Source organism: Blastococcus xanthinilyticus, from assembly GCF_008124835.1.
GTDB classification, from domain to species: domain Bacteria; phylum Actinomycetota; class Actinomycetes; order Mycobacteriales; family Geodermatophilaceae; genus Blastococcus; species Blastococcus xanthinilyticus.
Map to the genome: position 1 here is coordinate 143663 of NZ_VNHW01000008.1, position 16221 is coordinate 159883.

The following is a 16221-nucleotide window of genomic DNA, read 5'->3' on the forward strand; positions in this document are numbered from 1 at the left end:
GCTGGTCACTCCTTTCCCGGGTCGTCCTGGTCACTGCGGGAGCGGCCGTCGTCGTCGGCGTCGGTGGCGTCGCCATCGGCGTCGTGGTCGTCGGCGTCGTCGTCGGCGTCGGCCGAGGCCGCGGTCGCCCGCGATCGCCAGGCCACGTAGGGGTCCTCGTCGAGCAGCGGCACCGTGCCGAACACGTACCCGTGCTGATCGCCGGCAGCGGCCTGAGTCGGGCCCTCGGCACTCGCCTCCTCGGCCCTGTTCTCGGCCGCCTGGCGCTGGAACTCGGCCACCACCTGCTTGATGCGCAGCGCCGCCAGGTCCAGCGCGTCGCCGCGGTCGAACACCGGGTCACCGGACGACGCTCCCCGCCTCGCCGGTGCGAAACGGCGCAGGAGGGTGACCACGCTGCCCACGGCGGCAACCGCCTGCCTGATGTCGTCGGGGCAGTCGTCCTCCGAGCCGGACGCGGTGCGCCACAGCTGACCGCCGGCGCCCAGCACCTGGCGGACGGCGTCACCGACCGCCGGTGCGATCGCGCACAACTGGTCGACGAGGTCGCCGCTCCCGTCGCCGCAGGAGACGCGCAGGCACACCTTTTCGTCGACCGGCAGGACGGTGCCCTCGCCGGGATCGGAGTCGACCACGCGGCCGAACGCGATGTCCGGATCGTCCACCGGCCGCAGCTCACCCACTCGCAGGTCGGCGTCCCGCAGCCGGCGCTCGGCCTCCGTGACCGTCGTGCCGCGGGTGCGCGGCACCGCGGTCTGCGCCAGACCGGCGGCGTAGTCGACGACGACCTCGCTGCCGCGCGCCACCTCGGTCCCTCCCGGCGGGGACGTCGCGAGCACCCGGTCGACCGCGCCCCTGCGCACCGCCCGGCCCTCACCCAGCCGCAGGCGCAGGCGGCTCTGCCGGAGCAGCTCGGTCGCCTCGTCGAGCGAGCGGTCGATGACGTCGGGCACCGTGGTGGACTCCGTGCGCGGTGCTCCCGGCGCCTGGCCGGGCGGGGGGACCAGGAGCTCCAGCTCGTCGACGAGCTGGTCGTACTGGGTGACGAGCTCCGCCAGCGCGGACCGCACCCGGGGGGTGCCGAAGCCGCCCCCCACTTTCGCCTCGCTCGCCTCCCGCAGCAGGGCCGCGACGGCGGCGGCGTTGGGCAGCACGTACTCGGCCAGGGCGATCCGGCCGTGGTCGCGGGCCAGGTTGGCCGTCTGCCGGCCCACCGCCTGCCCGGCCCAGTCGAGCAGCTGCTCGACGCTGAGCCGGTCCCGCGGGCGGGAGGGGAGCGGCAGCACCAGGATCTGCCGTTCGGCGGGGCCGACGTAGACCGAGTCCAGCGCGTCCCGCACCCGGTCGACGGCCTCGCCGATGGTCTGGAAGGTCAGGTCCAGGTGCCCCAGCCGGCTCCCGATGAACGAGTACCCGCCGCCGTCGCCGTCCAGGGACCGGGCGTAGGTGTGCCACGATTGCCAGAGCCGCAGCACGTACTCGGCGAGGACCCGGAAGTGGGTGAGGCTCTCCTCCTCCACCGGGGTGTTGGCGCGGTTGCCCACGTGGCCGTTGCGCCCGGCCAGCGGCAGGACCGGCCGGCTGGCCAGCCCCGACAGGTCGCGCAGGGCGCCGAGCGCGCCCCGCACCTCGTCGGGGTCGACCAGCGCCGTGCCGTCGGCGGTGCTCCCGAGGAGCACCCGGAGCTGCTGCTCCACCAGGGGCGCCCGGGGGCCGTCGGCCCGCCCGAACTCGTCCCGCAGCTGCTGCACGGCGGTGCGGATGACGACGGCGAGCGCCTCGTGGTCCTGCTGGTCGCCGGCCGGCCGGAGGCTGGTGATCCGCCCGAGCAGCGGGAGGCCCCGGTCGACGACGTCCCTGGCCTGGGTGAGCAGGACGGCCTGCGCACCGGTCACCGCCGCGTCGTCGGCGCTCTGGAGCACCAGCCCCGGCGCGGCCGGGACGTACCGCCGGTGCCCGTCGACCTCCTCCGCCACGAACGACGAGGCGAGCGCGGCGCGGAACCGGTCGACGTCCTCGACCCGGGTCCGGGTGCCGATGACGGCGCGCAGCGCGCCGTCGACGAGGCGGTCGAGGTCGTCGCCCGCCTCTCCGCGCCCGCCGCCGCCGGCCAGCGCGTCGGTGACCTGCAGCGGATAGGCGCTGGCGTCGTGCAGCGCCTGGGCCAGGTCCTTGGTGCTCGTCGCCATCATCGGCCTCCTGCTGCCGCGTCTTCGCTGGTCCGGCCGGCCTCTTCGACCTGCGCGCGCACCAGCACGGGTTCGTCCTGCAACCGCTCGACCAGCTCCATCCAGCAGCCGTCGAGATGGCTCCGCAGCGCCCACATCCGGGGCCACGTCTCACCGATGCCGTCCTGGACCTGCCAGGACCACTCCTGCCACCCACCGGGCCGGTCGTGCGCCAGCCGGCGCAGCCGGGTGAGGGACTCCACCCCCGCCAGCCCCGTGACGAAGCGCTGCACGGTGGTCTCGCAGGCGGTCGCGCAGGCGGCGAGCTGCTCGGCCAGCCGCACCCTGTCGCGGCGGGCGGCCGCGGTGGCGGCGCGCTGGGCCGCCTCAGCCAGGCCGGCGAGCCAGCCCTGGACGTCGTCGCAGGCGTCCCGGACCAGGTCCACGACCACGCTCTCGCCGTCCCCCGGGTGGTCGTCGGTCACCCGGGCGAGCAGCTGCACCCGCTCCTGGAGCTCCCGGACCGCCTGCTGGAGGTGGGTCACCGCCGCGTGCACGGCCATCGCCGGTCACCGCCGCCCGAGGTCGCGGTAGAAGTGGCGGGCGATGACGTCGGGCGGGGCCAGGCGGCGGTCCAGCGCGTGCCGGGCCGCGCCGATCAGGAAGCGCTCGGGCACGATCCCCGGGTCGATCCCGCGGGCCAGGCGCGCGCCGGCCTCCTGGACCATCGCCTCGTGCCGCTGGTCGAAGGAGAAGACCTGCGCCAGCGACCGCCTGCCCAGCGCCTCGAACGGCCGGTAGCAGAGCGTGTCCACGACCAGCGGGACGACGCGGGGCGCCGTCCGGATGAGCGCCTCCGGCGCCGCCGGGCGGACGCCGCCGTAGGTGCGGTCCCAGACGGCCTGGAAGGCCCGGGCCTGCTCGGGGAACCCCATGCGGGCGAGCAGGACGGTGCTGACCCGCGTGCGCAGCAACGGCAGGGGGTGCACGCCCGCCGGGCTGTAGGTCGTCACGCTGGCCGGCGACCGGGCGAGGATGTCGATCAGCGAGGCGACGATCGCCGGGCCACCGAGGAGCAGCCCGAGCAGGTCGGCGAAGGTCTCCCGGTTCCACCGGGCCCAGGTTCCCGCGACCGCCGGCGGCGCGCCCGCCTCCCGCAGCCGGGCGTGCAGCGCCTCGGGCACCGCGCGCGACAGGCCCAGCTCCGTGTGCAGGTTGTGGCTGATCTCGTGCAGGATCGCGCCGAGGGTCCACGGGTTGACCAGCCGGTGGTAGGGCAGCTGCACGATCGGGAACGGGTTCGGCTGCGACCCGAGGCGCTGCAGCCGCACGTCACGGCGGAAGGTCGCGGGGGAGAAGCCGGTCCGCATGTAGCTCATCGGCGGCGGGGCGGGCACGGACTTCGCCCGGCCCAGGCCCATGTAGACGTCCTGGTAGACGTCGAGGGCGATCCGGTCGCAGGCCAGCAGCCACGGCCCGTAGCGACTCTGCCGCTGGCCGAAGAACTCGAAGTACCAGTCCCACACCGCCTCGGTGGCCCGGACGGCGCCGTGCGCCTCCTCGGTGCGGGTCACCAGCTCGCGCAGGGCGGGGCCGGTCGGTGCGGACGACGCCCGCCGCGCCGCCTGCACCACCGCCGACGTCCGGGAGTCGAGCTCGGTGCCCAGCTGCGCCAGCAGCCGGTTCACCGCCGCGACGTGCCCCGGTGACGGAGCCTGCGGGCCGGTGCCGAACTCGGTGGGTCCGAACGGCCGCAGCGCGGCGGCGTGCCGGGTCACGTTCAGGGTCTGGGCCCGCAGCCACGACCGCAGCACCCGGGGCGGTGGGGCGGCGGGCGGCCGTGCCGGCGGGCGGCCGGTCGGCCGGGCCGGCGATGCCGCCCCGCCGGCCCGGCCGGGCGCGGTCCGGGGAGACAGGCTGGTGGTCATGGTGCGGTCCCAGGAGCAGGGCGGGCCGCCGGAGCGGCCCGCCGGATCAGCGACAGGTGCAGCGGCGGGAGCCGGGTGCCGGGACGCCGCCCGCGTTCTTCCGCGTGGCGTGCCACCGGCGGTCCAGGGCGCGGCACCGCTGGACGGCCCGGCGGCGCTTCGCCGGATCGTCGAGGACGTTGGCCACCTGCTTGGCCAGGCTCCGCGTCGCGGCCTGGGTCGTCAGCGGTGCCCCGCGTCCGTGCTGGCGGGCGAGGTCGGCGGCGGTCCGCTGCACCACCTGCGGCACCGCCGCCACCAGGCGCCGGGTGCTCGGGTTGCGCCACAGCTGCCGTCCCACCTTCGCCACCCCGCGGACCAGCTGCGGGGTGGCGCGGGCGATCGCCGGCGCCAGCCTGGTGGCGAGCGGGACCAGGGCGCCGAGGAAGGCCTCGGCCTCCGCCTCGCTCTCCGCGTTGGCGGCGAGCGCACCCAGGTGCTCCATGAGGAGCGCGGGAGAGGACGCCGCCGGTGGCCCGGCCAGGCCGAGGGCGGTCTCCAGCTCGTACTCGCCGTCGGCGGTGAAGTACTCGAAGTCGGTGCTGGTGGACATGGTGCCCTCCGGATCAGCGGACCGGCTGCGGACGACGGGGCCGGACGATCCCCGGAGGGGTGCGGCGGCCCGCCACCTTGCGCACCGCGGCGGCGTTGCGCTTCATCACCGCGCGCGTCACAGCCGGGCGGGTGAGCACGGTGCGGGTCTGCTGGGTCAGCACGCGACCGGCGACGCTCGTCGTCGGCGGGTGGCCCCGGACGGCGGCCGCCACGAGCGGCCGGGCGGTGGCCTTGACCACCGTGGGGATGACCCGGATGGCCGGCCGGGTGACCCGCCGCCGGCGCATCAACCGGGACAGCACCGTGGTCGCCTGGACCAGCTGGGGGATGAGCTGCTCGAGGACCCGGCGCTCCCGCGGGGTCAGCACCATCACCGTCGCCGCGCCGACCAACGCGTCGGCCTCCGCCGCGGACGGTGTGTCGGCAGCCATCGCGGCCATGACCTCCGCCGTGGCGGGCACGCCCTGGGCGGGCTGCTCGCCCTCGCCGAGGCCGAGCGCGCTGCCGATGCCCTGGATGAGGCCACCGAGGAACTGCTCGTCCTCGCCCTCGCCCTCGTACTCGAACTCGTCCTCGAACTCGCCCTCGTACTCGAACTCGTCCTCGAACTCGCGGGCCGGCCGGCGGCGCTTCTTCTTCCGGAACAGGCCACCGAGGAGCGGGAGCGCCATCTTGGCCAGCGGCAGGAGCGCGGGGAGGAACTCCTCGCCCTCGTACTCGCCGTCGCCGGACTCCCACTCGTACTCGCCGTCGCCGGACTCCCACTCGTACTCGCCGTCGCCGGACTCCCACTCGTACTCGCCGTCGCCGGCTTCCCACTCGTACTCGCCGTCGGCCTCGCCCTCGCCCTCGCCGAGGCCGAGCGCGCTGCCGATGCCCTGGATCAGGCCGCCGAGGAACTCCTCGCCCTCGTACTCGCCGTCGCCGGCCTCCCGCTCGGACTCTCCGTCGCGGGCTTCCCACTCCCACTCCGCTTCGCGCATCCCGTCCACCACGGCACCTCCGAATCTCGCGGTGAAGCAGATGCGGAAACGCTAGGAGCGACCTCGGTGCGGCGGTACTCGCACGTTCTCAGGACGCGTGGGCGTGCGTCACGCATCCACGTCCCGCCGCGGGCCGGCCGGGGGCAGGGGGTCGGCCGCCCGCCGCTGGGCGACGGCGGCGGTCATCGCCGCTCGCGAGTTGACGTCCAGCTTGACGAAGATGCGCCGGAGGTAGGTGCCGACCGTCCACGGGCTGATGTCGAGCACCGTGGCGATCGCCCGGTTGGTCAGCCCCGCGGCCACCATGCGGGCGATCTCCGACTCCCGTGGACTCAGGTTCACCGCATCGGGACACGGGTGCTGCTGGACCGCGATCCAACGGAAGCCGCCGAGCTCGATGTCCAGGACGACACCACCCTGGTCCGCCGGTCGCACGGCGCTGCCGGACAGGACGGCGTCGAGGAGCTGGCCCAGGGAGCGCACGAGGTCGTCGAGCACGCCGCCGGTCGTCGGCCGGACCGGCCGCGCAGGGGCGGAGCGGGAGACGGGGCTTCCGGCGGTGGGGGTCGGAGGCGCGGTCTTCTCCACGGTTGTCATCGATGCCCCCCGGGGGCTGGGAAGGACGCCAACCGGCGCTACCTCACGGTAGAGGCGCGGTTACAGCAGCAGCCAGTCGTGCGAATACGTGACGCGCCCCGAGGAGGTCGTCGAGCGGCGATCCGCGCGGCCGGTCGGGCACCGGCCGGAGCTCAGCGGCGGACGGCGTCCAGGTAGCGGAGCACCGCGGTCACCCGCCGGTCGGCGGCGTCGGTGGGCGGCAGGTCGAGCTTGGCGAAGATGCTGCGGATGTGCTTGTGCACCGCCCCGTCGGTGACCACCAGCCGGGCGGCGATCGCGGCGTTGCCGAGCCCCTCGGCCATGAGCGCCAGCACCTCCCGCTCGCGGGCACTCAGCCGGTCCAGCCCGGCGTCCGGCCGCGACCGGGTGAGCAGCTGGGCCACCACCTCCGGGTCGATCGCCGTCCCGCCGCCGGCGACCCGGTGCAGCGCCCCGAGGAACTCCTCCACCCGCCCCACCCGCTCCTTGAGCAGGTAGCCCAGCCCGCGCGCGCCGCCGGCCAGCAGCTCGGTGGCGAACGCCTGCTCGACGTAGGCCGACAGCACCAGCACGGCGAGCTCCGGCTGCCGGCGCCGCGCCTCGACCGCCGCCCGCACCCCCTCGTCGGTGTGCGTCGGCGGCATCCGGACGTCCACGATCGCCACGTCCGGGCGGTGCTCGTCGACGGCGGCCAGGAACCCGTCCGGCCCGTCCGCGGTGGCCACGACGTCCAGCGACTCGGCGCGCAGCAGCAGCGCCAGGCCCTCCCGCAGCAGGGCGTCGTCCTCGGCGATCACGATCCGCACGACAGCGCCACCTCCAGCGTCGTCGGCCCGCCCGGGGGGCTGGTCAGCGTGAGCTCGCCGTCGTGCGCCTGCACCCGCCGGCGCACCCCGGTCAGCCCCGAGCCGCCGCCCTCGACCGCCCCGCCCCGCCCGTCGTCGGTCACGGCCAGGTGCAACCGGCCGGCGCGCAGGCGCACCGTCACCCGCGCCGCGGTGGCGCCGCTGTGCCGCGCCACGTTGGTCATCGCCTCGGCCGCCACGAACCAGGCGGTGGCCTCCACCGAGGCCGGGCAGCGCACCGGGACGTCGACGTCCACGGTGCAGGGCACCGGGCTGGACGCCGCCAGGCCGCTCAGCGCGCCGGCCAGCCCGCGGTCGACCAGCACCGGCGGGAGGATCCCGCGGGCCACCGATCGCAGCTCGGCCAGCGCCTGCTCGGCGGCGTCCTGCGCCCGCTCCAGCAGCTCGTCGGTGGCCGCCGGGTCGCGGGCGAGCGAACGGCGGGCCGCCCCGAGCAGCACGGTGGTCGTCACCAGCCGGTTCTGCGTGCCGTCGTGCAGCGACCGCTCGATGCGGCGCAGCTCGGCCACGTGCGCGTCCAGCGCCGCGGCCCGGGTGGCGGTCAGCTCGGCCACCCGCAGCGACAGGTCGGTGCCCGGCGGCGGGGACAGCAGCCGCCGCGCGGCCCGCGCGTGCAGCCGGGCCATCCCCGGCGTCGCGCCGACGGTCAGCGCCGCCCACCCCAGCCCGAGCAGCGCGACGGCGGCGACACCGGTCCACGTGTCGACCGACCACCACCACGGCCGGCTGTCCTCGCCCGGCGGCAGCAGCGGCCACCACAGCGGGAAGGTCAGGTCGCGCACCGCGTAGACGGGCAGGGCGACGCCGGCGAAGGTCCATGCCAGGCCGCCCGTCGCCGCGCCGGCCAGCCAGGTCAGCTCCCGCCGCGCGGCCGGGTCACGCAGCGATGTGGGCGCCGCGTCGGGGCCGAGCACGTCGGGGCCCCAGCGGCCGAGCCGGGCGCGCTCGCGGTCGGCCAGCCCGTGCACCAGCCGCAGGGCTCCCGGGACCAGCAGCACGCCGACGCCGACCAGGCAGGCCAGGGTGACGACCAGCACCCAGAGCAGCAGCGCCAGCGCCAGCAGGGCGGTACCGAGCCCGCCGCCGAGCTGCTCGAGCGCGTTCAGGGTGTCCCGGCCGGCCCGCACCGCCGCCGGGCGGAGCCCGCGGGACGCGCCGGCGGGGGCCGGCGCGAGCGACGGGGGAGCGAGAGGCACGCCCGAACGCTAGGAGGCCGGAGGCCGTCCCGTCAGCCCCCGGGCCGCAGGAGTACAGCCTGCTGTACCCCCGATTGGGCAGGTCGGGGGATCGGCAGGGGGCCGCGCCGTCCCGAGGATCGAGGTGTACCGATCCCGAGAAGCCGATCCCGAGAAGCCGATCCCGAGAAGCCGATCCCGAGAAGCCGATCCCGAGAAGCCAGGAGCCCGTCGTGCCCGACCCCTACCGCATCGAGGACACCCCGCCGTCGCTGTCCACCGACGGCCACCCCACCCCGCCGCGCTACGACACCCCACCGTTCCCGCCGCACCGGTCCGCCGCCGACCGCGGGGGCCTGCGCACCGCGCTGTGGGTGCTGCTGGCCCTGAGCGTCGCCGTCAACGCGCTCGCGTCGTTCGGCGTGCTGCCGCTGGCGGTCAGCATCGGGTCCGGAGTGGTCACCCTGGCCTGCGTCGCCGCGCTGATCACCCTGCACGTCCGCCGGCGATGACCGCCGCGCTGCGCCGGCCGGGCGCCGGCCCGGCCGGCCCGCCGGCACCGGCGGTGGCCCTGCACGGGGTCACCAAGGTGCACGACAACGGCGTCCGGGCCCTCGACGACGTCACGCTCGAGGTGCCGCGCGGCTCCTTCCTCGCGGTCATGGGCCCGTCCGGCTCGGGCAAGAGCACCCTGCTGCACTGCGCGGCCGGCCTGGACAGCCCCACGGCGGGCGACGTGCTGCTCGACGGCACGGAGATCGGCCGGCTGGACGAGACCCGCCGCACCGAGCTGCGCCGCGACCGGATCGGCTTCGTCTTCCAGGCCTACAACCTGGTGCCCGCGCTGACCGTCGCCGACAACATCACCCTCCCGCTGCGGCTGGCCGGCCGCCCACTGGAGCGCGACTGGGTGCGCTCCCTCGTCGAGCGGGTCGGGCTCACCGGCCGGCTCGAGCACCGCCCGTCCGAGCTCTCCGGGGGCCAGCAGCAGCGCGCGGCGATCGCGCGGGCCCTGGTGGCCCGGCCCGCCGTCGTCTTCGCCGACGAGCCCACCGGGGCCCTGGACCTGCGCAGCGCCGGTGAGGTGCTCGGCCTGCTGCGCGACCTGGTCGACGAGCTGGGCCAGACCGTCGTCATGGTCACCCACGACCCGGTCGCCGCCGCCCGCGCGCACCGCGCGGTGGTGATGGCCGACGGGCGGGTCGTCGAGACGCACGAGGTCCCGGTCGCCGCCGAGCTGGCCGCCCGCCTCGCCGAGCTGGGGCGGTGAGCGCCGTGTTCGCGCTCGCCGTCCGGATGACCCGGTCCCGGCTCGCCGCGCTGGTCGCGGTGGTCTGCGCGGTGCTCGGCGGGGCCGCGATCGTCACCGGTACCGGGGTGCTGGCCGAGTCCGGCCTGCGCTCGGAGCTCCCGGCCGGCCGGCTGGCCGGCGCCGACGTGCTGGTCTCCGCGGACCAGACCGTGCGGCAGGCCGAGGACCTGCCGGTCGCGCTGCCGGAGCGGGTCGGCGTGCCCGCCGACCTGGCCGATCGGCTCGCCGGGATCCCCGGCGTCGTCGCCGCCGCCGGCGACCTGGCCTTCCCGGCCGCCGTGCTGACCGCCGGCGGCGACGTGGTCGCCGCCGACGACCCCGCCGCGGCCGGCCACGGCTGGAGCTCGCTGCAGCTGCTGCCCGACCGGCAGGTGGAGGGCAGCCCGCCGACCGGCCCCGGTGAGGTGGCCGTCGACCCGGCCCTGGCCGCGGCCGCCGGGCTGGGGCCCGGGGACACGACCCGCGTCGTCGCCGCCGGGCGGACGGCGGAGTACCGGGTCACCGCGGTGGCCGGGCCGGCCCGGGCGGGCCTGCTGTTCGCCGACGACGTCGCAGCGGCGCTGGCCGGGCGCACCGGCACCGTCCACCTCATCGGCCTGCGGATCGAGCCCGGGACGGCCGACCGGGTCGCCGACGCGGTGCGGGCGGAGGTGGCCGGCAGCGACCTGGTGGTGGCGACCGGGGCCGACCGGGGCGCGCTGGTGCTGCCCGAGGCGGCCGCCGCCCGCTCCCTCCTGGTGGTGCTGGCCTCCTCGCTGGCCGGGGTGCCGCTGCTCGTGGTCGGGTTCGTCATCGCCGGCGCGCTGTCGGTGTCGATCGCCGGCCAGCGGCGCGAGCTCGCGCTGCTGCGTGCGGTCGGCACCACCCCGCGTCAGGTGCGCGGGCTGGTCGCGAGCCAGGCGACGCTGGCCGCCGCCGTGGCGCTGGTCCCCGGGATCGCGCTGGGCTACCTGCTCGCCGACCGGTTCCGCCGGCTGCTCGTCGGCATCGGTCTGGTGCCCGAGCAGCTGCCGCTCACCTGGAGCCCGCTGCCGGCGCTGGCCGCCGCCCTGCTGCTGCTCCTGGTCGTCCAGGTCGCCGCCCGGAGCGCGGCGTGGCGGGTCTCGCGGGCGCCGGTCACCGCCGCCCTGGGGGAGAGCCGCACCGGACCGGCGGTGCCGTCGGCGGTGCGCACGCGGATCGGCCTCGGGCTGCTGGTCGCCGCCGTCCCGCTCGCGCTGCTGCCGCTCCTGCTGCGTTCCCAGATGGGCGCGGCGGGCACCTCGCTGGCCGGCATCGTCGGTGCCATCGGGCTCGCGCTGGCCGGCCCCGTCCTGCTGCGCAGGGTGACCGGCGGGCTGGCCCGGCGACTGCCGTCGGGCGCCTCGGCGCCGACCTGCCTGGCGGTGGCCAACCTGCACGGCTACGCGCTGCGCTCGGCCGGTGCGGTCACCACGCTGGCGATGGCCGTGGTGCTCGCGCTCACCTACACCTCCGCGCACACCACGGTGGCAGCCGCCGTCTCCGGGGAGGCCGAGGAGGCCACGCTGGCCACCGCGCAGGTCACCGCCCCGGCGCTCGGCGGGATCCCCGACGACGCGCTCGCCACCGTGCGGGCTGCCGCGGGGGTCGAGGCGGCCGTGCCCGTGCGCACCACCGCGGTGCTGTGGTCGGAGAGCATGCTCGGCGAGGTCACCGTCGAGACGGAGCCGGCGCTGGTGCTTCCCCCGGCCGCGTCCGAGGTGCTCGATCTCGACGTGCGGGCCGGCAGCCTGGCCGGGCTCACCGGCGACACCGTCGCGCTCGGCGCCGAGGCCGCCCGCGCCCGCGACGCCGGCGTCGGCAGCCGGGTGCGGCTCACCCTCGGCGACGGTGCGGAGGTGCCGGCGCGGGTGGTCGCCGTCTACGACCGCGCGTTGGGCCTCGGCTCCGTCGTCCTCTCTCCGGACCTGGCCGCCGGGCACACCACCAGCGACCTCGCCGACCAGCTGCTCGTGCGCACCGACGGCAGCGCCGGGGCAGACCGGGCCCTCGCCGCCGCGGTCGCCGCCCGGCCCGGTCTGGTCCTGGCCGACGCGGACGCCGGGCCGGCGCGCGGGGTGCCGCCGGAGACGTGGGTCAATCTCGCGGTGGTCGGCGTGCTGCTCGGCTACGTGCTGCTCGGCGTCGCCAACTCGCTGGTCGCCGCCACCGCACAGCGACGCGAGGAGCTGGCCACCCTCCGGCTCAGCGGCACCACGCCGGCCCAGCTGCGGGCCATGGTGCGGTGGGAGGCCGGGTTCATCTCCGCCGCCGCCGTGCTCGCCGGCGTCCTGGTGTCCGCCGTGCCGCTCGCGCTGCTGGGTGCGGGGTTCCTGGGCCGGCCCTGGCCGGCCGGCCCCTGGTGGCTGCTGCCGGCCTCGGCCGCCGTCGTCACCGCGCTCGCCTTCGCCGCCATCGGGCTGACCACCCGGACCGCGCTGCGGACGCCGCCGACGGTGGCCCTGGCCGGGGCCGCCTGAGCGGCGGCCGGCGAGGAGGGGCCTGCGGCCCGCGAACCGGGACCGTCGGCCCTGCTCCCGGGACCGGATCGGCGGGACCATGGTCCCGGGCCCTCGTCGAGCCCGGTGCGAGCGCCCCCCGCGCCCGCCGACATCGCACAGGGAGTGGTCATGCGTATCCACCTCGACCCCCGTCCGGGCACCGTCCGGCAGCCCGTTCCCCGACCTCGCGCAGCCGCGGAGCCGGCCGCGGATGCACCCCCGGCGCCGCCGGACGCCCCGCCCGCCGAGCAGCCGACGCCGGCCGCGGACGCCCGGATGCGCAGCTGGCTGATCGCCCTCGGCGTGTTCGTCACGGTGGCGGTGGCCTTCACGGCGATGGTCGTGCTGACCATGCTCGCCGGTGGGGACGGCTACCTCCGGTGAACCGCCGCGGCAGGAGCTGATCCGGGGGCGCGGTCCCCGCCCGGTGAGCGACCCGCCGGTGGGCGACGGCGCCCCGACCTTGGGCGCGACGGCCCACGATCGGAGATCGGCGCAGAGGTCGGCCCGACGGGACAATGCGTCATGGCCGGCGAGCTGACGCAACTGGCGTACGACGAGGCTCGTGCCGCCCTGCGCGAGCAGGACGCCACCCTGACCAGCGTGCGCAACCGCGCCACGGGTCTGCTGGGCGCGGCCGCGGTGGCCACGTCCTTCTCGACCACCGTGGGGCTGTTGAACGTCGATCCGGCTCGCGGCGGCGTCCTCCCCACCTGGGCCGGGTGGGTGCTGCTGTTCTCCGTCGCGCTGATCGGGGTGGGGGTCATGGTCGTCCTCTGGCCGGCGCCCGACTGGAACTTCGGCCCCAGCGCACGGAAGTTGCTGGACAGCGTGGGAGCAGAGACCGACGTGGTCATGCAGGCGGCGACCAGAGCCATGATCGCGGGGATGGCGTCCAACGACCGTCGGCTCGAGCGGCGGATGACCGCCTACCGCGCCTCGGTCGTCGTCCTCATGGCACAGCTGGTGCTGCTCGTCCTCGCGATGATCCAGGCGCAGGGCTGATCGGCATGTCCAGCGGGGGCGGGCGAGGCGACGGGGAGACCTCGGACCAGGGCGACTGGATGCGGAGCGGTCTCAACGCCCAGCCGCCGCGGCAGACGCGCAGGTGGGCGGCCGTGGGAGGTGGGCTGGCCACCGCAGCGGCCATCGTGGCGGGGACCGGCCTGGTCCTCCAGGACCGCGGCGGCGACATCGGCGCGACCGCTCCGCCGCCGGCGACGTCCATGCCTACCGGGACCGCGCCGACGACCACGTCGCCGGACGAGCCGGGGGACGGCGGCGCAGCGGGCGGCCCGACGGCCCCCAGCCCGTCCACCTCCCCGACCACGGCTCTGCCACCCGGGGGACCTGGACCCGCGCCGGGCTTCGTCGAAGCCGGGGGACCTGGCGGATACGCCTACGTCCGCGAGCTGCCCGGCCTGTCGTCGGAGGTCGTGGCGAATCTGCCCCACGGAACGGCGGTGCTCATCGTCTGCACGACCCGCGGCGACGTGGTCGTCTCGCCCGACGGGCGCGGCAGCGACCTCTGGAACTACATCGCCCCCACCGACCTGGGCCCGGCCGGCTTCATCCCGGACGCCTGGGTGTACACGGGGACGGACGAGCCCACGAGGCCGGAGTGCGCGTGAACGGGTCGTCCCTGCGTGCTGACCCAGCGACCGCCGTGAGGTCGCGCGCCGACCCAACGCCGAGGGATGGCTCCCCGCCGCGCTCGTGATCACCGGCAGTAACGGTGTGCACGATCGGTTCGCCTGGTCGGGGGATCGGCGGTGTCACGCGGCGTCACCGCACCCCTAGGTTGACCCCCGTGATCACCGGCAGACCTCCGATCCCCGGTCTGCTGGTGTTCCTGCTGGCGGCCACCACGGCGTGCAGCTCCAGCGCGCCACCGCCCGCGGAGACCGCCGCCGCGGTGCCCGGCTACACCTCCCCACCGGGGGCGCCGGACATCTGCGCGCGGCTGGCCGGTTCCACCCACTTCGTCGGGATACCGCAGGCCGCCGGCCGGCTGGCCGCGGGCACCCAGGTGGTGGAGGCGCGGACCGCGCTCGCCGCCGCGCGCCGCGAGCTGCGGGCCATCGTGGCCGAGCTGCCCGACGGCGAGGCCGCGGAGCTGCGCGGTGCGACCGAGGCCGTCGTCGCCGCGCTGCTGGGCGTGCTGGACGAGCCGCTCACCCAGCAGGCCCGCGAGGCCCTGCTCGACGGGATGGACGACCTCGTCGCCGAGCTCGAGCCGGCCTGCGGGTTCCCCGCGTGAGGCGCGCCGTCGCGCTCGCGGTCGCGGTGTTCGCCGGCACCCTGGCGGTGCCCGCCCCGGCGGTGGCCGGCCCGGCGGCCGATCTCTGCGTGCCCGACGAGCAGCGGGGCACCGTCCCGGCCGACTTCGTGCTCGACGCCTGCGTCGACGGTGGCGCGGTCGTGCTGCGCAACCCCCTGGACGTCCCGGTGACGGTCGCGGCGAGCGGCGATCTCGCATCCGCCGAGCCGATCGACCTGAGCGAGGAGACGGCGGCCGGGACGATGCGCCTGCTGGGTGCGGACGCACAGGTCCTCGCGCCCGGCGACGTGCTCCGGTGGCCGCGGGGCGCCGGAGCGGCGGAGCTCGTGGTGGCCGCGCTGGAGCCGGTGACCGCGGTCCGGACCGTCGAAGGGCTCGAGGTGTTCCTGGCCGGGGCGGGCGGCGGTCCCGGGGTGCTCTCCGCACAGCAGCTGGCGGCCGTGGCCACCGGGATCGGTCCGGCCGTGGACGAGTGGGCGGCCTGCACCGACGGGGCGAGCGTCATCGGCCGGGTGGCCTGCGACCTGCGGGCGGCCGACGGGGTGGGGAGCGCGCTCGCCGGGCAGCTGCCGCCCGGCACGGTCGGCGCCGTGGCCGACGTCGCCCTGGACCCCGCACGCTGGCAGCAGTGGACGGCGCCGGCGGGTCCCGAGGACGATCCGCGGCCGGCGGACGCCTCCGCCACCGGCCCCACCGGTCTCACCGGGCAGGTGCGGCTCGTCCAGCAGGCAGCTCCGCCCCCGCCGCCGCCCCCGCCGCCGCCCCCCGTCGAGCCGGCAGCACCGCCGGCCGCCCCGCGTGCGGTGGTCGCCCCGCCGCCGCCTCCGGCTGCCCGGGCTCAGGCCCCGGCTCAGGCCCCGGCTCCGGCTCCCGCTCCGGCGCCTGTCCCTGCGCCGGCCCCCGCGCCGGCTCCACCCGCGCCGCCGCCGGTCGTCCGCGACCTGCGCACCGAGGCCGAACGGTGGCTGCAGGAGCTGCAGGACCGGTGGGAGCGGGAGTGGCAGGACCGCGACCACGACCGCGGCACGGGCAACGGCTGGGGCCGCGGCGGGCGCTGGGGGGACTGAGCCCCGCGCCCGCCACGGCCGCCGGCGCGGTCACCCGCCGCGCTCGACCTCCGCCTGCACGATCCCGCGGACCGCGCGCAGCAGCGCCTCGTCCGAGGCGTCCCCGCGGGCCAGCGCATCGCGGGCCGGGTCGGGCAGCAGGTCGCCGTCGACCGTCTCCAGCCAGGTCACGTCCCCACCCATCCGGCGGCCGACCCGCAGACCGTCCCCGTCCGGGCGGATCACGTACTCCTCGCTGTCCAGCTTGATCGTCATGTCGTCGCTCATGCCCGCCCCCCTACCCGCAGGGTCCCGGGATCCACGCACACCGCCGGCCGGGCACTCCGCGCCGGTGTACCGCGGGGAGAGGATCGCGGCATGGACGAGGAGCTCTGCGAGGTCGTGGTCACCGCTGCCGACGGGGACTGGCTGGCCGGGTACACCCGGACCCTGGTCGAGGAACGCCTGGCGGCGTGCGGGCACGCGGGAACGCCGATCCGGGCCGTCTACCGCTGGGACGGTGCGGTGCACGACGAGACGGAGGCCCGCGTCGCCCTGCACACCCGCCGGTCGCTGGTGCCGGCGATCGTCGCGCGCACCGCCGAGCTGCACCCCTACGACGTGCCGTGCGTCATCGCGCTACCCCTGGTGGGCGGCAACCCCGGCTACCTGAGGTGGATCGCGGCGGAGACGGAGCCACGCTGACCCTCCCCCTTTTCGAGGAGAAGGGGCAGAGTGCCCTGAGGCGGGCATCGCTCCTGCCGATAGAC

Annotated in this window: 18 protein-coding genes; 9 read left to right on the top strand and 9 right to left on the bottom strand. The window is 76.9% G+C overall.

Features of this window, described 5'->3' with window-relative positions; translation table 11 throughout:
• Positions 1 to 5: 5 nt before the first annotated feature.
• From BD833_RS13630 to BD833_RS13665, 8 genes are all read right to left on the bottom strand, one after another.
• Positions 6 to 2189 (bottom strand): PASTA domain-containing protein, encoded by a 2184-nt coding sequence (locus tag BD833_RS13630; protein ID WP_166533680.1) that lies wholly within the window; start codon positions 2187 to 2189, stop codon positions 6 to 8.
• Positions 2189 to 2731, bottom strand: coding sequence for a hypothetical protein (locus BD833_RS13635; protein ID WP_166533681.1), 543 nt, complete (start codon positions 2729 to 2731; stop codon positions 2189 to 2191). The genes BD833_RS13630 and BD833_RS13635 overlap by 1 nt, the downstream gene beginning before the upstream one ends.
• Before the next feature lie 6 nt (positions 2732 to 2737).
• On the bottom strand, positions 2738 to 4096 hold the full coding sequence (locus BD833_RS13640; RefSeq protein ID WP_208092644.1) for a hypothetical protein: 1359 nt from the start codon (positions 4094 to 4096) through the stop codon (positions 2738 to 2740).
• A gap of 46 nt (positions 4097 to 4142) precedes the next feature.
• Complete coding sequence (locus tag BD833_RS13645) at positions 4143 to 4688, bottom strand: hypothetical protein (protein WP_166533682.1); 546 nt, start codon at positions 4686 to 4688, stop codon at positions 4143 to 4145.
• Between the two features lie 13 nt (positions 4689 to 4701).
• Positions 4702 to 5682 (bottom strand): hypothetical protein, encoded by a 981-nt coding sequence (locus BD833_RS13650; RefSeq protein WP_166533683.1) that lies wholly within the window; start codon positions 5680 to 5682, stop codon positions 4702 to 4704.
• Between the two features lie 99 nt (positions 5683 to 5781).
• Positions 5782 to 6171 (bottom strand): helix-turn-helix domain-containing protein, encoded by a 390-nt coding sequence (locus BD833_RS13655; protein ID WP_208092645.1) that lies wholly within the window; start codon positions 6169 to 6171, stop codon positions 5782 to 5784.
• Positions 6172 to 6422: 251 nt separating this feature from the next.
• Positions 6423 to 7076: a response regulator gene (locus BD833_RS13660; RefSeq protein ID WP_166533685.1), complete on the bottom strand. Its 654-nt coding sequence runs from the start codon at positions 7074 to 7076 to the stop codon at positions 6423 to 6425.
• Complete coding sequence (locus tag BD833_RS13665; RefSeq protein WP_208092646.1) at positions 7064 to 8332, bottom strand: sensor histidine kinase; 1269 nt, start codon at positions 8330 to 8332, stop codon at positions 7064 to 7066. The genes BD833_RS13660 and BD833_RS13665 overlap by 13 nt, the downstream gene beginning before the upstream one ends.
• A gap of 212 nt (positions 8333 to 8544) precedes the next feature.
• Between BD833_RS13665 and BD833_RS13670 the strand changes: the two genes are divergently transcribed.
• From BD833_RS13670 to BD833_RS22760, 8 genes are all read left to right on the top strand, one after another.
• Positions 8545 to 8823: a hypothetical protein gene (locus BD833_RS13670; protein ID WP_166533554.1), complete on the top strand. Its 279-nt coding sequence runs from the start codon at positions 8545 to 8547 to the stop codon at positions 8821 to 8823.
• Positions 8820 to 9581, top strand: a complete 762-nt coding sequence (locus tag BD833_RS13675; RefSeq protein WP_166533686.1) for an ABC transporter ATP-binding protein — start codon at positions 8820 to 8822, stop codon at positions 9579 to 9581. The genes BD833_RS13670 and BD833_RS13675 overlap by 4 nt, the downstream gene beginning before the upstream one ends.
• Positions 9578 to 12103 (top strand): FtsX-like permease family protein, encoded by a 2526-nt coding sequence (locus BD833_RS13680; protein ID WP_208092647.1) that lies wholly within the window; start codon positions 9578 to 9580, stop codon positions 12101 to 12103. The genes BD833_RS13675 and BD833_RS13680 overlap by 4 nt, the downstream gene beginning before the upstream one ends.
• 150 nt (positions 12104 to 12253) lie before the next feature.
• Positions 12254 to 12508, top strand: coding sequence for a hypothetical protein (locus BD833_RS13685; RefSeq protein WP_166533687.1), 255 nt, complete (start codon positions 12254 to 12256; stop codon positions 12506 to 12508).
• Positions 12509 to 12649: 141 nt separating this feature from the next.
• On the top strand, positions 12650 to 13129 hold the full coding sequence (locus BD833_RS13690; RefSeq protein WP_166533688.1) for a hypothetical protein: 480 nt from the start codon (positions 12650 to 12652) through the stop codon (positions 13127 to 13129).
• A gap of 431 nt (positions 13130 to 13560) precedes the next feature.
• Positions 13561 to 13755, top strand: a complete 195-nt coding sequence (locus BD833_RS13695) for a hypothetical protein (protein ID WP_166533689.1) — start codon at positions 13561 to 13563, stop codon at positions 13753 to 13755.
• Between the two features lie 179 nt (positions 13756 to 13934).
• Entirely contained in the window at positions 13935 to 14384 is a 450-nt protein-coding gene (locus BD833_RS13700; protein ID WP_166533690.1) for a hypothetical protein, read from the top strand.
• Positions 14381 to 15472 (top strand): hypothetical protein, encoded by a 1092-nt coding sequence (locus tag BD833_RS22760; RefSeq protein ID WP_208092648.1) that lies wholly within the window; start codon positions 14381 to 14383, stop codon positions 15470 to 15472. Before BD833_RS13700 ends, BD833_RS22760 begins: the two co-directional genes overlap by 4 nt.
• A 30-nt stretch (positions 15473 to 15502) precedes the next feature.
• On the opposite strand, the gene BD833_RS13710 is transcribed toward BD833_RS22760, so the two are convergent.
• On the bottom strand, positions 15503 to 15739 hold the full coding sequence (locus BD833_RS13710) for a hypothetical protein (protein ID WP_166533691.1): 237 nt from the start codon (positions 15737 to 15739) through the stop codon (positions 15503 to 15505).
• Positions 15740 to 15829: 90 nt separating this feature from the next.
• Between BD833_RS13710 and cutA the strand changes: the two genes are divergently transcribed.
• Entirely contained in the window at positions 15830 to 16156 is a 327-nt protein-coding gene (gene cutA, locus BD833_RS13715; RefSeq protein WP_166533692.1) for a divalent-cation tolerance protein CutA, read from the top strand.
• The last annotated feature ends 65 nt before the right edge of the window (positions 16157 to 16221 follow it).